This is a genomic window from Guyparkeria sp. SB14A (assembly GCF_005096345.1).
GTDB lineage: Bacteria > Pseudomonadota > Gammaproteobacteria > Halothiobacillales > Halothiobacillaceae > Guyparkeria > Guyparkeria hydrothermalis.
This window is the reverse complement of sequence record NZ_SWAW01000001.1, coordinates 168,657-185,360: the sequence shown is the minus strand read 5'-3', so window position 1 is coordinate 185,360 and position 16,704 is coordinate 168,657. Positions and strand designations below refer to the sequence as shown.

Annotated in this window: 10 protein-coding genes; 7 read left to right on the top strand and 3 right to left on the bottom strand. The window is 67.6% G+C overall.

The window, feature by feature from the left end; all coding sequences use genetic code 11:
* Positions 1-70: 70 nt before the first annotated feature.
* From FAZ79_RS00855 to FAZ79_RS00840, 4 genes are all read left to right on the top strand, one after another.
* A complete protein-coding gene (locus FAZ79_RS00855; RefSeq protein WP_136866027.1) occupies positions 71-1,360 on the top strand; it encodes a TolC family protein in 1,290 nt (429 codons plus the stop codon).
* Positions 1,357-2,985: an efflux RND transporter periplasmic adaptor subunit gene (locus tag FAZ79_RS00850; RefSeq protein WP_136866026.1), complete on the top strand. Its 1,629-nt coding sequence runs from the start codon at positions 1,357-1,359 to the stop codon at positions 2,983-2,985. The genes FAZ79_RS00855 and FAZ79_RS00850 overlap by 4 nt, the downstream gene beginning before the upstream one ends.
* A gap of 12 nt (positions 2,986-2,997) precedes the next feature.
* On the top strand, positions 2,998-6,081 hold the full coding sequence (locus FAZ79_RS00845) for an efflux RND transporter permease subunit (protein ID WP_136866025.1): 3,084 nt from the start codon (positions 2,998-3,000) through the stop codon (positions 6,079-6,081).
* A 169-nt stretch (positions 6,082-6,250) separates the two neighbouring features.
* The gene (locus FAZ79_RS00840) at positions 6,251-8,116 is read left to right on the top strand and encodes a bifunctional diguanylate cyclase/phosphodiesterase (protein WP_136866024.1); all 1,866 of its coding nucleotides are present in this window, start codon (positions 6,251-6,253) and stop codon (positions 8,114-8,116) included.
* On the opposite strand, the gene FAZ79_RS00835 is transcribed toward FAZ79_RS00840, so the two are convergent.
* Together FAZ79_RS00835 and FAZ79_RS00830 are read right to left on the bottom strand one after the other, a co-directional pair.
* On the bottom strand, positions 8,094-9,554 hold the full coding sequence (locus tag FAZ79_RS00835) for an HDOD domain-containing protein (protein WP_136866023.1): 1,461 nt from the start codon (positions 9,552-9,554) through the stop codon (positions 8,094-8,096). The two genes, FAZ79_RS00840 and FAZ79_RS00835, sit on opposite strands and share 23 nt — an antisense overlap.
* A 121-nt stretch (positions 9,555-9,675) precedes the next feature.
* Positions 9,676-10,626 (bottom strand): LysR family transcriptional regulator, encoded by a 951-nt coding sequence (locus FAZ79_RS00830; RefSeq protein WP_136866022.1) that lies wholly within the window; start codon positions 10,624-10,626, stop codon positions 9,676-9,678.
* Positions 10,627-11,078: 452 nt separating this feature from the next.
* On the opposite strand from FAZ79_RS00830, the gene FAZ79_RS00825 reads away from it, so the two are divergent.
* Both FAZ79_RS00825 and FAZ79_RS00820 read left to right on the top strand, forming a co-directional pair.
* On the top strand, positions 11,079-12,743 hold the full coding sequence (locus FAZ79_RS00825) for an NADH-quinone oxidoreductase subunit L (RefSeq protein ID WP_136866021.1): 1,665 nt from the start codon (positions 11,079-11,081) through the stop codon (positions 12,741-12,743).
* A 31-nt stretch (positions 12,744-12,774) separates the two neighbouring features.
* The gene (locus tag FAZ79_RS00820; protein WP_136866020.1) at positions 12,775-15,267 is read left to right on the top strand and encodes a DUF2309 domain-containing protein; all 2,493 of its coding nucleotides are present in this window, start codon (positions 12,775-12,777) and stop codon (positions 15,265-15,267) included.
* A gap of 72 nt (positions 15,268-15,339) precedes the next feature.
* Here FAZ79_RS00820 and FAZ79_RS00815 read toward each other — a convergent pair whose 3' ends face one another.
* Positions 15,340-15,741, bottom strand: a complete 402-nt coding sequence (locus FAZ79_RS00815; RefSeq protein WP_136866019.1) for a hypothetical protein — start codon at positions 15,739-15,741, stop codon at positions 15,340-15,342.
* A gap of 168 nt (positions 15,742-15,909) precedes the next feature.
* Between FAZ79_RS00815 and FAZ79_RS00810 the strand changes: the two genes are divergently transcribed.
* Entirely contained in the window at positions 15,910-16,656 is a 747-nt protein-coding gene (locus tag FAZ79_RS00810; protein ID WP_136866018.1) for a carbonic anhydrase family protein, read from the top strand.
* Positions 16,657-16,704: the final 48 nt, after the last annotated feature.

Below are 16,704 nucleotides of genomic sequence, written 5' to 3'. Positions count from 1 at the left end.
CGCCGACCGTCGAGTGAATCGACGCGTGGTTTTCCGCCCCGTAGCGGGCATTGATCCAGAGGAGTTCGTCATGCCGTTGACGCCTCACCCGAGGTGGGTTCGCCGTACCCATCGCCCCTTGCTCGTGGGCAGCCTGTTCTTGCTGCTCCCGATGACGCTGCCGGCCGCCGACTGGACGCTCGAGCGCAGTGTCGAACGCGTGCTGAGCATCGCCCCCGAGCTTGACGCCGCCCGCGCCGAGCGCAATCGCCGTGCCGGCCTGGCCGACGAAGCCGGCCGCTGGCCCAACCCCACCCTCGAACTCGGCTTTTCCGACGAGCTCGGCATCGAAGACGGCTCGGGCGGCTGGTCGGTAAAGGAGTACGCGATAAGCCAGGCCCTGCCGATCGACGGACGCATCGGTTATCGCGCTGACGCCGCCGACAAGCGCATTGCGGCGGCCGAAGCCGAGCAGCGCCAGCGCGCACTGACCATGGAGCATCGTGCCGCGCTGGCCTTTCATCGCCTGCAATGGGCCGAGGCTCGCATCGAGCAAGCCCGGGAACAGCAGGAATGGACCCAGCGCTTTGCGCACATCGGTGACCGCCGCACCCGTGCCGGCGACCTGTCCGAGCGCGAACGCCTGCGATTGAACCTGCTCAATGCCGAGGCCCGGGCCGAACTCGACGAGGCGCAGCGGGAGCGCAAGGCGGCGCTGGCCAATTATCGTGGGTTGCTTGGCATCGATACGCAGGCTTCCGTGTCCGTACCCGAGCTGGAACGGCCGCCCATCCCGCCGACACTGGCCACCCTCCGCCAGCAGCTCGATCGTCATCCCCTGCTTCAGTCGGCCGCTCAGGAAGTGGCCGCCGCACAAGCCGAGGTGAAACAGGCCCGGGCCGAACGACTGCCGGACCTGGCCGTCCGCGTGGCTCGCGAACGTGCCTACATCAACGGCCGAGACGAAACCACCAACCACATCGGCCTCCAGGTCGAATTGCCGTTGTGGTCTCAGGGACGTGGCCGCGTCGATGCCAAGCAAAGCCAGGCCATCCGAGAGGATGCCGAGCGCCAGGTGACCATGCGTGACCTCGGCATCCGGCTGGAGCGCTCTCACACGCGCCTGACCGGCGCACTCGAGCGTATCGACGAACACCGCTCGGCCGTACTGGTGCCGGCCGATCAGGTCCTCGAGCAGACCCGCCGGGGATTCGAGCAGGGCGAGCTGAGCCTGACCGAACTGATCGATGCCGCCCAGGCCAATATCCGCGCGACGCGGCGGTATATCGACCTGCTGCTCGAGGCGCGAGAACTCGAATCCGATCTGCGTCTGGCCACCGGCCGGATGCTCACGACCGATTACCCGGAGCACGACCGATGAACCCGATTACCCTACCCCGCCGGCGCCTGTGGCTCGCGCTGGCGGCTGCCTTGAGCGTGCCGCTGTCCGGCTGTCTCGACGAGCTCGGCCACGAACACGACGAGCAGGGCGAGCATGTCGAGGCGAGTGCCGCCGACGCCACCCACGACGAGCCGCCGATGCGCGCGGTCACCACCTGGTCGCGTGAATTCGAGTTGTTCATGGAGTTTCCCGCGCCGACCGCGGGCGTGCCGGGCAAATACATCACGCACCTCACGCATCTCGAGGACTTCTCGCCGGTCATGTCCGGCCCGCTCCGGTATCGATTCGAGCGCGAGGACGGTCACGTCGAGGAACACGTCGCCGAGACGATCGCGCGCGACGGCATCTTCCTGCCCGAAATCCGTGTCGAGAAACCGGGGCACTACCAGCTCGACCTGATCCTCGGCACGGGCGACGGTGCGCTGACAATCGGCGCCGGGCACGTCACCGTCACGGCCCCGGGCGAGGCGCGTGCCAGTGACGACGATCACGGTCACGACCATGGTGACGAGGCTCACGAAGACAGTCATGGCGACGAGGCCGGCGATATCGCGTTCCTCAAGGAACAACAGTGGCGCATGGACTTCGCCGTCCAGCAGGCCTTCCAGGACTTCATCAGCGAGCGCCTGTCGGTGCCCGCACGCATCGAGCCGCGACCGGGCCAGAGCGCCGAGGCCGCCGCACCGGCCGGCGGTCGGCTGGTGCCGCCCGAAAGCGGCGAGTGGAAACGCCCCGGTGACCGCGTCGAGGCCGGTGACGTGCTGGCGCGCGTCCTGCCGCTCAGTGGCGCCGATGACGTCAGCCTGCTCGACCTCGACATGACCGAGGCACGCGAACGCGTCTCGCTGGCCCGCGCCGAGCGCGATCGCGTACAGGGCCTCTTTGACGATGGCGTGGTGTCGGAAAAACGACTCGACCAGGCGCAGTCCGAGTACCGCGTCGCGCAGCAGGCGCTGGTGCGGGCTTCTACCCGCCTCGAGCAGCTCGATGGCGAGCGCGACCAGGCGGGTGGTGCCATCACACTTCGCGCCCCGATCAGCGGGGTAATCACCGCCAGCCAACACGCGCCGGGCGAAATGGTCGCGGCCAACAAGACTGTGTTCTCCCTGCTCGACGACGGTCGCGTCTGGCTCAAGGCCATGGCCTACCCCGGCGACATGGCGCGGATCGAACGCCCCGACAACGTTCTCGCACGCCAGGCCGGCAGCCAGTGGCAGACGCTCGCCGGTGCGGAACTCGCCTACGTCGGCACCCAGACCGAGGAAAACGGCACCGTGCCGGTGGTCTTCGACGTCCCCAATCCCGACGGCGAGCTGATCCCGGGCACGGCCTGGTCGGCCGCCTTTTCGATCGGCGCCGGGCAGATGGCCGTGGTGGTACCGAAATCCGCGATTCTCGACGACGACGGCATCGCGGTGGTCATCGTCCAGCACGGCGGCGAGCGCTTCGAGCGCCGCCAGGTCGAGACCGGCATCCGCAGCGGCGAGCGCGTGGCGATCACCGCCGGGCTGCAACCGGGCGAGCGCGTGGTCACGCAAGGCGCCTACACCGTCCTGCTCGCCTCGCGCGGGGAACAGGACATCGGCCACGGCCACGCCCACTAAGGAGGCAATCCCATGCTGGACCGACTGATTGACTGGTCGCTGCAGAACCGCCTGCTGGTGGTGGCCGCCTCCGCCCTGCTGCTGGTGCTGGGCGTGGTGACGGCTCGCGACGCGCCCGTGGACGTGTTCCCCGACCTGACCGCCCCCACGGTGACGGTGATGACCGAGGCACCGGGCCTGGCCACCGAGGAGGTGGAGCAACAGGTCAGCTACCCCATCGAGATGGCCATGAACGGGGCGCAGGACGTGCGCCGCTTGCGTTCGCAGTCCGTGCCGGGGTTTTCCATCGTCTGGGTGGAATTCGAATGGGGCACGGACATCCTCGAATCGCGCCAGATCGTCACCGAGCGCCTCGACCAGGCGAGAGACGACCTGCCGCGAGCCGCCGGCGTGCCGCAGCTCGGCCCGATCACCTCGATCATGGGCGAGATCGAGTTCCTCGGCGTCAAGCCCAGCGGCGAGTCGAGCCTGATGCTCGCCCGCGAGGTCGCGGACTGGACGCTGGCCCCGCGACTGCTCTCCATCCCCGGGGTGGCCAACGTCACCGCGCTGGGCGGCGACATCCGCGAGTACCAGGTGCTGGTCTCGCCAGATCGACTCCAGGAGATGCAGATCGGGCTGGACCAGGTTCGTGACGCCGCCTCGCGGGCGAACCGCAACGCCGGTGGCGGCTGGATCAGCGAGGGTGGCCAGGACTACGTGCTGCGCTACCTCGGCCGCACGACCGATCCGGCCGATATCGCCGATGCGGTGATCACGGTGCGCGACGACGCCCCCGTGCGCATCCGCCACGTCGCCGAGGTGGTCGAGGGGCCCGGCATCCCGATCGGCGATGCCGGCATCAACGGCGACCCCGGCGTGATCATGGCCGTCTCCAAGCAGCCCGGTGCCGACACGCTCGAGCTCGACCAGCGCATCCAGGCGGCACTGGACGAGGTGCGCCCGGGGCTGCCGGCCGGCATCGAGGTCGTGCCGGGGCTGTTCCGCCAGGCCGACTTCATCAACCGGGCGGTCGACAACGTCGCCGTGGCCCTGCGTGACGGGGCGATCTTCGTCGTGGTGGTGCTGTTCGCCTTCCTGTTCAGCTTCCGCACCACCCTGATCTCGGTGCTCGCGATCCCGTTGTCGCTGGTGGTCGCGCTGATCGGGCTCACGTGGATGGGCATCGGCATCAACACCATGACCCTGGGTGGCATGACCATCGCCATCGGCGCGCTGGTGGACGATGCGATCATCTTCGTCGAGAACATCTATCGCCGGCTGCGCGAGAATCGTCACGCCGACCAGCCCGCCCCGGCCGCGCGCGTGGTGTATCGCGCCTGCGCGGAGGTGCGCCAGTCGGTGGTGTTCTCCACCGCGATCATCATGCTGGTGTTCGCCCCGCTGTTCTTTCTCGACGGGGTCGAGGGCCGCCTGCTCGAACCCCTGGGCCTGGCCTACCTGATCGCCATCGCCGCCTCCCTGCTGGTGGCGCTGACCCTGACCCCGGTGCTCAGCCTGGGGCTTCTGGCCAGCGATCGCGCCATGGGCGAGGAACGGGACCCGCCGGTCATCCGCTTTGCCAAGTGGCTGTATCGACCGATCCTGAATGCCAGCCTGCGCTTCGCCCCGGTGGTGCTGGGACTCTCGGTGGTGGCGGTGATCGTCACCCTGCTGGCGATCGGGCAATTCGGTCGCTCGTTCCTGCCGGAATTCAACGAGGGCAGTCTCACGATCAAGCTGACCGCGCCGCCGGGCACCTCGCTGGAAACCTCCGCGGGCATCGGCAGACAGGTCGAGGAGATCCTGCTCGATTTTGATGAGGTCGAGAGTGTCGCGCGCAAGACCGGGCGCGCGGCCCTGGATGCCCACACACAGGGCCCGAACGCCTCCGAGCTGGAGGTAATGCTGGGCGAGCTGCCGCAGGGCAAGGCGACCTTCCTGGCCGATCTCCGCGAGGAGCTTGGCTCGGTGAGCGGGGTGAACATCAATATCGGCCAACCGCTCTCGCATCGCATCGATCACATGCTCTCGGGCACGCGCGCGGCCATCGCCGTGAAAATCTTTGGCCCGTCGCTGGGCGAGCTTCGGAATCTGGGTTCCGAGCTGGAAACCACCATGAAGGGGGTCGACGGCCTGGTCGACGTGGCCATGGAGCCCCTGCAGGCCGTGCCGGAGCTGCGCCTGCGCGCCGATCGCGACGCCATCGCCCGGTACGGGATGACGGTGGCCGAGGTGGCCGACCTGGTGGAAACCGCCTACCGGGGACGGGTGGTCTCCGAGGTGTTCGAGGGCAATCGCCGCTTCGACCTGGTGGTGCGCTTTCCCGACGAGGCGCGGGACGATCGCTTCGCCGTGGGCGACACCCTGATCCAGACACCCATCGGCGACCTGGTGCCGTTGCGCGCCGTGGCCACCCCGTCGTTCGAACAGGGACCGGGCACCATCCTGCGCGAGGACACCGAGCGCCGGCTCGTGGTCAGTGCCAACGTCGCCGGACGGGACCTGCGCGGGGCCGTCGAGGCCATCCAGGCGCGCGTCGCCGAGCAAATGCGCCTGCCCGAGGGCTACCGGATCGAGTACGGCGGCCAGTTCGAGGCCGAGGCCGAGGCGACCCGCACTATCGGCTGGGTCTCGCTCGCGGTGCTCGCCGGCATCCTGCTGTTGCTGCAGATGGCGTTCCGCTCGCTGCGACTGGCCCTGCTGGTGATGGTGAATATCCCGCTGGCGCTGGTGGGTGGCGTGGCCGCGGTCTGGGCGATGGGAGGCGTGATCACGGTCGCGGCCCTGGTGGGCTTTATCACCCTGTTCGGCATCGCGATCCGCAACGGCATCCTGCTGATCAGCCGTTTCCAGGCCCTGGCGCGGGACGGCATGGCCGTCGATGAGGCCGTGGTGACCGGGTCGATGGAACGACTCGCCCCGATCCTGATGACCGCCCTGACCGCGGGCCTCGCCCTGATTCCGCTGGCGATGGGCCTGGGTCAGCCGGGCACCGAGATCCAGGCGCCGATGGCCGTGGTGATCCTCGGCGGGCTGGCCACCTCGACCCTGCTCAACATGGTGGTCCTGCCCGCGCTCTACCGGCTGGTGGCTAGCCGCGCCAACGCGGGCTGATCCAGCGGCCTGCCTCGGATTGACGGCGTCCCTTGTGCCGCCGGGGGTGATCCGGTGCGTTGCCACCCCCGGCACCGTCATGGTCCCTTCATGGAACCCCGGCACACTTCCGACCCCAATCGAGCCGGGTCAGAAGCCGGCCTGACGAGATTCCGGACAGCCGACGCCCATGCAAAACGAGCCCCCCTGCCAGCACTGTCACGACATCGCCGAGTCGGCCTGCCGAAAGATCGATGCCTTGACGCACGAGGCCAACGAGCTGCGCCGCCTCTTCCGCGAGCAGGACCTGACGACGCTGTTCCAGCCGGTGGTGGCCTGCGACAGTGGCCGGGTCGTGGGCTGGGAAGCCTTGCTACGTGGCCCGGAAGGCCCGTTGCATCGGCCACTGGACCTCTTTCATGCAGCCGAGCGACACGGGTGTCTGGTCGAGCTGGACGTCTTGTCGCATCGGCTGGCCATCCGCCGTTTCGCCAAGTCGGTCCCCGGCCCGGACAGCCGGCTGTTTCTCAATGTGATGATCGAGTCGGTCCAGTCAGGTGCCCACCTCAAAAGCCTGACCGGCAAGTGCGTGGAACGGCTCGGACTCGAGAGTCGTCGCATCGTGATGGAAATCAGCGAACTGCACCCGACCACGGATACCGACTCCCTTGCCCGTGCGGTCACCCACTTTCAGCGCGAGGGTTTCCAGGTCGCACTGGACGACGTGGGCGCCGGTTACAACGGCTTGCGCGTGTGGGCCGAGACCCGTCCGGACCTGATCAAGGTTGACCGGTACTTCGTCGACGGCATTCACGCCTCCGACGAGAAACGCCGTTTTCTCGAGACCATCGTGCGCCTGGCCCACTCGCTGGGCAGCCAGGTCGTCGGTGAAGGACTGGAGCACCCGGCCGACCTGGAGGTGCTCAACACCCTCAACGTGGAGATGGCCCAGGGCTACCTCTACGCCCACCCAGCGATCGAACCGCCCCTCATCGAGCGGGCGTCCACGCGGGAGGACAGCTTCGCTCGACAGGGCGGACCGACCGGCCAGACCGCCCGCAGCCTGGCCGCACCCCACGAGGCCCTGCTTCCGACCCGCCCGGTCGCCGACGTGGCCGACCTGTTCCTGCGCGTGCCGGAGATCGATTTCTACCCCGTGGTGGACGCCACCGGCCAGGTGCTCGGGATGGTATGGCGCCGCGAGTTCATGAACCGCCTGCTCTATCGCTTCGGCTACGACCTGTACCAGCGCAAGCCGATCAAACGGCTGATGGATCGCCATCCCGTCGTCGTGGACGTGCGTACGCCTCTCGAGACCGTCTCCCGACTGGTGACCGACTCCGAGTACGGTCACCGCAAGGAAGCGGTCATCGTGGTCGACAATGGCCGTTACGCGGGGGTGGGTTCGTTCACGAAGCTATTGCGCCTGATCACCGACATCAAGGTGCAGAGCGCGCACTACGCCAATCCGTTGTCGGGGTTGCCCGGCAATATCCCGATCCGCGCCGAACTCCAACGACTGATCGATGAGCGACGCGACTTCACGGCGCTCTATGTCGATCTCGATCACTTCAAGCCATACAACGACCATTACAGCTACGAAGACGGCGACAAGATCATCCGGCATGTCAGCCATCTTCTGCAGCGCGTCAGTGGCGGGGACTTCGTCGGCCACATCGGCGGGGACGATTTTGTCCTCGTCACCCACCTGGCCTCGCGCGGCGAGGCGATCGCGGCCAAGCTGGTGGCGGAATTTGCCTCGAGCATCGGCCGCTTCTACCGGGCGGCCGACCGAGCGGCCGGGGGCATCGAGGGGCGGGACCGGCAGGGCAATCGGCGACTGTTTCCGTTGATGACGCTGTCCATCGGGGCCGTGCGCGTGCCGGCGGAGAGCAGCACGCATCAACAGCATCTGTCGTCGTTGATGACGCAGGCAAAGAAGGCGGCCAAGGCGGCCGGCGGAAACACCTGGCGAACCCTGGAGGCGGGTGTCGCCACCGCCCGCCCCCAAGCTGACGACAGCGAGTCGGAAATCAGCGTCGTGAACGCGACTTGAGGGCCAGGGCGGCCTGGTTGCGCAGGGTGCGCAGGGTGCGCAGGCTGTTGAGGTTGCCTTCGGTGAAGGCCGCGGCCGGGCCTTCGAGATAGAAAAGCCCGAACGGGGCGCGGTTGACGTGCAACGGGTAGACCATCGCCACGTCGCCGTTCGCCCGGAACTGCCAGTCAAAGATGTCGTCGCTGGGCATCCGCGGGCGGTGGATGCTGCGATCCTCGCCCGACTGGAACACCTGCGCCAATCGGCTGGTCTCCGAAAGCGGCACGGTCATGCGCGGCTTGAACTCGGCGAACGAGGCGCCCTGGCCCAAGCGGGGCACCAGCTTCCAGGCCTTCCGTTCGAGCATGTAGAGCACGGCCAGGTCCAGGCCCAGTCCCGCGTGCATGGCCTCGAGCATGCGCGCGAAGATCTGACCGAGCGGTTCTTCCTCGGTCAACGCCTGGGTGGTCTGCTCGATGCAGGCAATCAGGCGCTCCGAGCGCTCCTCGGGTTGCGGGGCACTCGTAACGCTCTCCTCCACCGGCATCGGGGTGTCGTGGTCGGCCTCCATGCGCTGCAGGAAGGCCGGGCGTTCCGCCGAAGACAGGAGCTCCTCGTACTCGAGCATGTGGTCCCGGGCCGCGGCGCTCGCCTCTTCGAAGACGGACGTCTCCACCTCGCAGCGGTGGGCAAGGTCCAGGGTGTCGCGCCGGATCGCCTCGACCGATTCGCCACGCGCGATCACCTCGGCCGACGCCCGTGCCAGTTGCGCCAGTCGCAGCGCGCGTGCCTCCGGGGTCAGTCGGGTGATCTTGCCCGAGGCCCGCGCCGTGGTCAGGAACCGCCGCGCCGATTCCGGCAGGCCCCACTGGCGACAGACGTCACGCGCCAGGGCGACCGGCAGCACGCCGACCACCTTCTGGATCGCCGTGTCTTCGTCGAGCCCGTCCTCGCGGCGGGCCCGCTCGATCTCGGCCAAGTGCTCGGGGGCGTGACGGTAGACCAGCAACGCGCCGAAATCCTGGAACAGCGCGCAGAGGAACATCTCCTCGGTGGACAGACCGCCCAGCTCGCGGGCCAGCCCCTGGGCGAGGAAGGCCTGGTAGATCGCCTGCATGAAGCGGCTTTGCAGCAGTCGGCTATGCGCCTTGCTGTCGATCTGCTCGAACAGCGACAGCGCCAGCGCGGCGAGTCGCACTTCCTCGAAGCCCAGCACCGTCACCGCGCGGGTGACCGTGTTGATCTGTCCGCCCAGGTGGCGGTAATGCGCGGCATTGGCCAGGCGCAGGATGCGGTGGGTCAGCGCGGGGTCGCGCAGGATCAATGCGGAGAGATCGTTGGCCGAGGCCAGTTCGTCATCGGTGAGGCGATAGGCTTCCTGCACCGTGCGCGCGAACGCCGGAAAGTCCGGATTCTGCGCAATCCGTTTGATCAAGGTGGGGCGGAAGCTCTGTTTCACGTCTGGGGCAGAATCCCGGTGCTTGCCGAGTGGTTGGGATAAGGCGGCGAGACTTTACCACGACGACCGGGCCGACTGGTGGCGGCCGGCCACGTTTCGTCTTGTCCTTTTTCGGCGCCGCTCAGCCAATCTTGAGGTAATCGCCGCCGTGTTCCTTGAGAAAGGCCAGGAACTCGCGGGCGATGACCGACAGGGCCTTGCCGCGCGGGTAAACGATGTTCCAGTAGCGCTCCAGCGGGAAACCCTCGACGTCGAGCTTGACCAGCGGCCCGGCCTCGCTCTCCAGGTTCAGCGCGTGCTCGGAGACCACCGAGACGCCCAGTTGCCCGACCACGGCGTGCTTGATCGACTCGTTGCCCTCCAACACCAGCCGTTGGCGGAGCTTGAGCCCGTGCTGGGCGAAGTGCTCTTCGACCTTGTGCCGGATGCCTGAGCCCGGCTCGCGCATGATGAACGGCTCCTCGGCAATGCGCTCGATCGGGATGTTGCGCTCGCGGGCCAGCGGGTGGTCGCGGTGGGCGATCACCACCAGCGGGTTGGGCGCGAAGGGAATCAGCTCCAGGTCCAGCCCACTGTCGGGCACGTGGCCGATGATGTAGAGGTCCGAGAGATTGTCTTCGATGCGCTTGAGGAGCGTGTCGCGGTTGGAGACCTTGAGCTCCATGTCGATATCGGGGAACTGCTTGGCGAAATCCCCCATCGCCAGCGGCGCGAAGTACTTGGCCGTGGTGATCACCGACAGGCGCAGTCGCCCCTTCTTCAGCCCCTTCAGGTCATTGAGCGACATCTCGAGATTCGACAGCGCGTCGATCACGTCACGACAGCCGCGGGCGACCAGGTTGCCGGCATCGGTGAGAAAGATCTTGCGACCGATCTGCTCGAACAGGGGCATGCCGACGGTCTCGGACAGGCTCTTGACCTGGGCCGAGACCGTCGGCTGGGTCAGAAACAGCTCCTCGGCCGCCCGCGTGAAGCTACCCAGCCGGGCGACCGCCTCGACGATCTCGATCTGCCGCAGGGTGGCGTGCCGAAGGAGATACCGCGCCTCCGATTGCCGGGTGTCGTCAGCCATCATGCCTCTCCTTCACCTGTTCGTTTCGTTGCATAGAACCGATTCTATGCAACAGCGGGCCGAAGATCGATCCAGGGCCCGTATCTCGCGCCCGGCCGGGTCGATGGAGGCGCCGCACGAAGGCACCTCACACCATCGTTTCCATTGGAATTATTCATCGACCTCATTGACCGAAATCTATCCATAGAGTCACACCGGCAGAACCATTGCCCAGCGTCTATTAATAGAGCAAAGGCCGTCATGGCGGGCCTAGCGGCACATTTCGAGGCCCCGACACACGATTCATTGCCCCGAAGGCCATGCGGAAATCCGCGCATAGATCACGATCAATAGATCACTTCGGGAATTCGTATTGGTGATCGATCGCGCCCATCTCTACCTTTCGTCCTGCCGGCGGGACCGTCTGGACTCCTCCAGCGGACCCGAACCACCAGCCCGACCGGAGGGACACCATGAACACACTGACCAACTGGCCGCTTGCCGGCACCCTGCTCGCCCTGATGCCGCTGCTCCTGCTGATCGCGGCGATCCCCGCCACGGCCGCGGGCGTGGCGGCCGCGTCGCGCTATCGTCGCCGTGTCCGCTGGGCGGCCATTGGCGCGTTGACGCTGGCGATCGCCGCGACCATCCTGTTCCTCGCCGGTAACCGGGCACCGCTGACCATCGCCGCCCTGCCCCTACCGGGTGACATCGGCGCGCTGGCGCTGTCGATCCAGGTCGACCAGCTGACCATGGCGCTGGCCGTGCTGGTCGCGCTCGTGGTCACCCTGATCGCCCGCTACAGCGAGAAGTACCTCGACGGCGACCCGCAGCAGGCCCGCTTCTTCCGCCTGCTCGCCCTGACCGCCGGCTTCTTCCTGCTGGTCGTGATCTCGGCCAACCTCGCGCTGTTCACGCTGGCGATCATCCTGACCGGCTTCTCGCTGCACAAGCTGCTGCTGTTCTACCCGGATCGCCCGCGCGCGGTCATGGCCACGCACAAGAAATCCCTGTTCAGCCGCAGCGCGGACGCCTGCCTGGTCGGCGCCACCCTGCTGATCGGCCACCAGGTCGGCAGCCTGCAATTCGACGCGATCGCCGAGTGGGCCCATGCCCAGAACGGCATGCCGATGGGGATGCACGCCGCGGCCTTCCTGATCGTGCTCGCCGCGATCCTCAAGAGCGCCCAGTTCCCATTCCACGGTTGGCTCCTGCAGGTGATGGAGGCGCCCACCCCGGTCTCGGCGCTGATGCACGCGGGCATCGTCTACAGCGGCGCGATCATCGTGCTGCGCACCAGCGAGTTCCTCGCCGCCCAGGGCAGCGCACTATTCCTGCTCGCGATCATGGGCCTGCTCACCCTGGTGATCGCCTCCCTGGTCATGCTCACGCAGACGGCCGTGAAGTCCTCGCTGGCCTGGTCGACCACCGGCCAACTCGGCTTCATGCTGCTCGAGCTGGGCCTGGGCCTGTTCGCGCTGGCCCTGCTGCACCTGGTCGGCCATTCGCTCTACAAGGCGCATGCCTTCCTCGCCGCCGGCAGCATCCCCGACCAGTTGCGCCAGCCGAAACCGGCCGCGCGCCGCCGGGTGGGCTTCGGCACCTGGGCGGTCACGATCGTCGCCAGCCTCGCCTTGACCGCGGCACTGGCCGCCGTGCTGGGCCTCTCGGTGAGCCACGAGCCGGCCCTGATCGCCCTGATCGCGATCGTCGCCCTGGCGGTGGCCCAGCTGGTGCTCAAGGCGATCATCGTCGCCCCGGGTGCGGCCGGCATCGCGCGGGCCGCGGGGCTGGCCGCGATCATGGCGGCGGTCTACTTCGCGCTGCACGAGGCATTCGTGACCCTGTTCGGGCCGACGGTCGCCGCGATCCCCGACACCCTGACGCCGGCCTACGGCCTGATGCTGGCGCTGACCACCATCAGCTTCCTGTTCCTCGCCTGGCTGCAGGGACCGGGGCGCGAGCACTTCAACGGCTCGGGCCGCAAGGGGCTGTTCGTCCACCTCTACAACGGGCTGTACGTCGACTTGTTGGTCGAGCGCGCCGCGCATCGCCTCTGGCCGCACAAGGTCGGTCAGCACCGCTCGCGCCATGACGCGCTCAAGGCGCAAACGCCCGTCACTACCACCCAATACTGATTCGCCGGATATCTACCGGGAGGACACGGCCATGACACTGGCAACGCAGACCCAACAGCACAACGCCCAGACGTCTCGCACGACCGGGCGGCTCGCCCTCGACCACGTCCGCGAGCTGGCCGACGCGGCCGGGCGCAAGATCGCCCCGCTCTGGCCGCTGGACTCGTTCGTCGCGGTCAATCCCTACCTGGGCCTGATCGACCAGCCGTTCAGCGAGGCGGCCGGCTACCTCGGCGCGATCGCCGGCGAGCGCACGGTCATGGACCACGAGTGGTACGCCCAGCGCTGGCGCGACGGGCGACTGGCCCGCACGCACATCGAGCGTGCCGTCGAGCACCTGGGCCACCCGGTCGGCGTCGAGACGGTCATCAAGGCACTCGAGGCCCCCCACCGGAGCAGCACGCCGATCCCGATGCTGGTCGAGATGCTCGACCGCCCGGGTGCGGCGCCGATCTCGATCTTCGTGGTCGACCAGATCAGCCACTTCCTCGCCGCCCACTTCGACCGCGGCCAGGCGATCTGGAGCGCCCCGGACGAGAGCGAGTCGCTGTTCACCGCCTGGCGCGAGTACACCCTGATCGATCGCAGCGCCCGTGCCGCCGGGCTGGGCGAGGCGCGCCGCCACCTGAAGGCGGTGCCCAGCGAGCCAATCGAGGCGATCGCCTGGGCGATCGAGATCCTGCAATTGCCGGAGTCCGTGCATGCCGACTACCTGTTCGCGGCACTCAAATCGGTCAACGGCTGGGCGGCCTACTGCCGCTACCGCCTGTGGGGCGCCGAGCTGACCGGTGGCAGCAACGAGGATCTCACCGACCTGCTCGCCGTGCGGCTGGTCTGGGAGGCGCTCGCGCTCAAGGCCACCGACAGCGCCGCGATTCGTCGCGACTGGCAGCGGGAGATCGAACGCCATCACGAGGCGATCGCCGCCGCCGAGAACGAGGCGGTGATCGACGAGGTCATGCTCACGGCCACCGAGGTCGCCTTCCGCGATCCGGTCATCCGGCATTTCCGTCAGGCAAGCCCTGCCGCGCGGACCGACACGGCACGCCCGCCGGTACAGGCCGCGTTCTGCATCGACGTACGCTCGGAGGTCTTCCGCCGTCACCTGGAAACCAGCTTCCCGGGCGCGCGGACCATCGGCTTTGCCGGTTTCTTCGGCGTGCCGCTGGCCTACCAGCGCCTGGGCGAGTCGCAGTGCCGCACCCACACCCCGGTGCTCTTGAACCCGGGCGTGTCGGTCGCGGATCGCGCCGAGGGCGGCGACCAGGCGGGCCAGGAACTGGCCGCGCGTCGTGAACAGCGCATCGGCAATGGCCTGTCGTGGAAGCAGTTCAAGCTCTCGGCGGCCTCCTGCTTCACCTTTGTCGAGTCGGCCGGCCTGACCTACATCCCGAAGCTGATCGGCGACACGCTCGGCTGGCACACCCCGGCCCCGCCGCCGGACCAGGCCGGGCTGACCGACGAGGAGCGCGCCCGGATTCACCCGTCGCTCGCCTCCGAGGCCGACCTCGAGGCCCGCGTGGGCATGGCCGAGGGCATCCTGCGTGGCCTGGGCCTGACCGAGTCGATCGCGCCGATCGTGCTGCTGGCCGGCCACGGCAGCACCACGACCAACAACCCACACCGCGCGGGTCTGGATTGTGGTGCCTGCGCCGGGCAGACCGGCGAGGTCAGCGCCCGGGTGGCCGCCGACCTGTTGAACGACCCGGCGATCCGGGACGGCCTGGTCGAGCGTGGCATCGAGATCCCCGCCGACACGCGCTTCGTTGCCGCGCTGCACGACACCACCACCGACGAGGTCGACCTGCTCGACCTCGACGAGGAGGCGGTCGATCGGACAAAGCTCGATGAGCTGCGCCAGGCACTGGTGCAGGCCGGTGACCTCACCCGCCTGGAGCGGCTGGTGACATTGCGCGAGAACCTGTCCGACAGCCCGGCGGACCGGGAGGCCGCGCGCAAGGCCGTGGCCCACCGGGGGCGCGACTGGTCCGAGGTGCGCCCGGAATGGGGCCTGGCCGGCAACGCCGCCTTCATCGCCGCGCCGCGCGAGCGCACCCGCGACCTGGACCTGGCCGGCCGATCGTTCCTGCACGACTACGACTGGCGCCGTGACGAGGGCTTCGGCGTGCTCGAGCTGATCCTGACCGCCCCGCTGGTGGTGGCGAGCTGGATCAACCTGCAGTACTACGGCTCGACGGTCGACAACGAGCGCCAGGGATCGGGCAACAAGGTGTTGCACAACGTCGTCGGCGGCCTGGTCGGCGTACTCGAGGGCAACGGCGGCGACCTGCGGGTGGGCCTGTCGATGCAGTCGCTGCACGACGGCGAGAACTGGCGCCACGAACCGCTGCGCCTGTCGGCCTTCGTCGAGGCACCCGCCGAGGCGATCGACAACATCATCGCCGGCAACGAGACGCTGCAGCACCTGGTCGGCAATCGCTGGCTCACCCTGCTGCGCATCACCGATGAGGGCGACGTAGAGCGCCGCCGCGGCCCGGGGGACTGGGTCAGCGAAGCGGCGTAAGCCAGATGCAAAACGACAAACGGCGCGGAATTATCCGCGCCGTTTTTTGTTCAAATCCCGGGCCTCGATGACTCAGTCCGCCACGCTGCCCCGTACCGGCGCCGATACGAACCGTCGCCATACCAGCCGCCAGGTCAACGGCTCGCGGCGATTCCACGGCAGCAGCGAGACCAGCCGGGCCATGGTGCAGTAGCCCACCAGCACCTGCGCCCAGGTGCCGATCATGGGGATCCAGAACAGCCAGCGCATCGCCTCGGGCAACGCGAGCAGCAGCAACAGCAGGTAGAAGAACCGCACCTGCACCGGAAAGGCGGTCAGGCGATCGGCGCGCAGGGAAAAATGGGCCAGGTTGATAACGGTCAGCCCCACGGCCAGCCACAGCCCCACCGGGTCGATCAACAGCCCGACACTCAGCAGCATGGCCGTCACCAACCAGTACCACCACCCGAGATCCTTCACGTCCAGCATCAGCATCGTCACTCTCCTTGTCATGGGTTCGAGGCACGGCACGAGCGTAGCGAGCTTTTTATTAGCCGTCTACTCACTTGCCCTCACCCGCTCTCCCGCAGGGAACTATTAGCCTTGCTACCTAGTCGCACCTGAGCGGTCATCCGCCAATCAACAACAAACAAGGAGTCCCACATGCGAATTACCCCCACAACCGTTGCCGTGCTGGTCGCCACGTTCGGCCTGCCCCATCACGCCATGGCAGCAGACGCCACTCACTGGAGCTACGAGGGCGATGCCGGCCCGGACCAGTGGGCCTCGCTCGACCCGGCCTACTCGAGCTGTGGTGACGGCGTAAACCAGTCACCCATCGATGTAACTGCATCCTTGTCGGCGGATCAGTCACCCCCGGCATTCGACTACAGCGACGGCGGCACCCACCTCGTCAATAATGGTCACGCCATTCAGGTCGACTACCAGAAAGGCAGCACCCTTACGCTTGACGGCCGGGACTTCCAGCTCAAACAGTTCCATTTCCATGCCCCGAGCGAGCACACCATTGATGGGGAACCTTTCCCGCTGGAAGTGCATTTCGTCCATGCCGACCCGGACGGCAATCTGGCCGTCGTGGCTGCGCTGTTCGAGAAAGGGGAAGCCAACGACGCGCTCGAGCCGCTCGTGAAGAAGCTCCCCGGCTCGGCAGGCGAAGAGGTTGAGCTGGATGCCGCGTTCAACGCGGCCGAACTGCTGCCTGACGGCGCCGAACATTATCGTTACAACGGTTCGCTGACCACGCCGCCCTGCAGCGAGGGTGTCCGCTGGGTGATCATGCAACAGCACCCCACCCTCTCCACCGAGCAGATCACGTCGTTCGAGAAGGCGATCGGCACGGAGAACAACCGGCCGGTTCAACCGATTAACGCCCGGGTCCTGATCGACTGATCGCGTCGGCGAAGCCGATCCCGGTGGACGGATCGCCACCCGCCGGTC

What these genes read in the sequence shown, in the direction of transcription:
- FAZ79_RS00825 (WP_136866021.1), top strand. Translation starts at nt 11,079, where the DNA reads ATGAACACACTGACCAACTGGCCGCTTGCCGGCACCCTGCTCGCCCTG.
- FAZ79_RS00820 (WP_136866020.1), top strand. Translation starts at nt 12,775, where the DNA reads ATGACACTGGCAACGCAGACCCAACAGCACAACGCCCAGACGTCTCGC.
- FAZ79_RS00845 (WP_136866025.1), top strand. Translation starts at nt 2,998, where the DNA reads ATGCTGGACCGACTGATTGACTGGTCGCTGCAGAACCGCCTGCTGGTG.
- FAZ79_RS00815 (WP_136866019.1), bottom strand. Translation starts at nt 15,741, where the DNA reads ATGCTGATGCTGGACGTGAAGGATCTCGGGTGGTGGTACTGGTTGGTG.
- FAZ79_RS00810 (WP_136866018.1), top strand. Translation starts at nt 15,910, where the DNA reads ATGCGAATTACCCCCACAACCGTTGCCGTGCTGGTCGCCACGTTCGGC.
- FAZ79_RS00840 (WP_136866024.1), top strand. Translation starts at nt 6,251, where the DNA reads ATGCAAAACGAGCCCCCCTGCCAGCACTGTCACGACATCGCCGAGTCG.
- FAZ79_RS00855 (WP_136866027.1), top strand. Translation starts at nt 71, where the DNA reads ATGCCGTTGACGCCTCACCCGAGGTGGGTTCGCCGTACCCATCGCCCC.
- FAZ79_RS00830 (WP_136866022.1), bottom strand. Translation starts at nt 10,626, where the DNA reads ATGGCTGACGACACCCGGCAATCGGAGGCGCGGTATCTCCTTCGGCAC.
- FAZ79_RS00850 (WP_136866026.1), top strand. Translation starts at nt 1,357, where the DNA reads ATGAACCCGATTACCCTACCCCGCCGGCGCCTGTGGCTCGCGCTGGCG.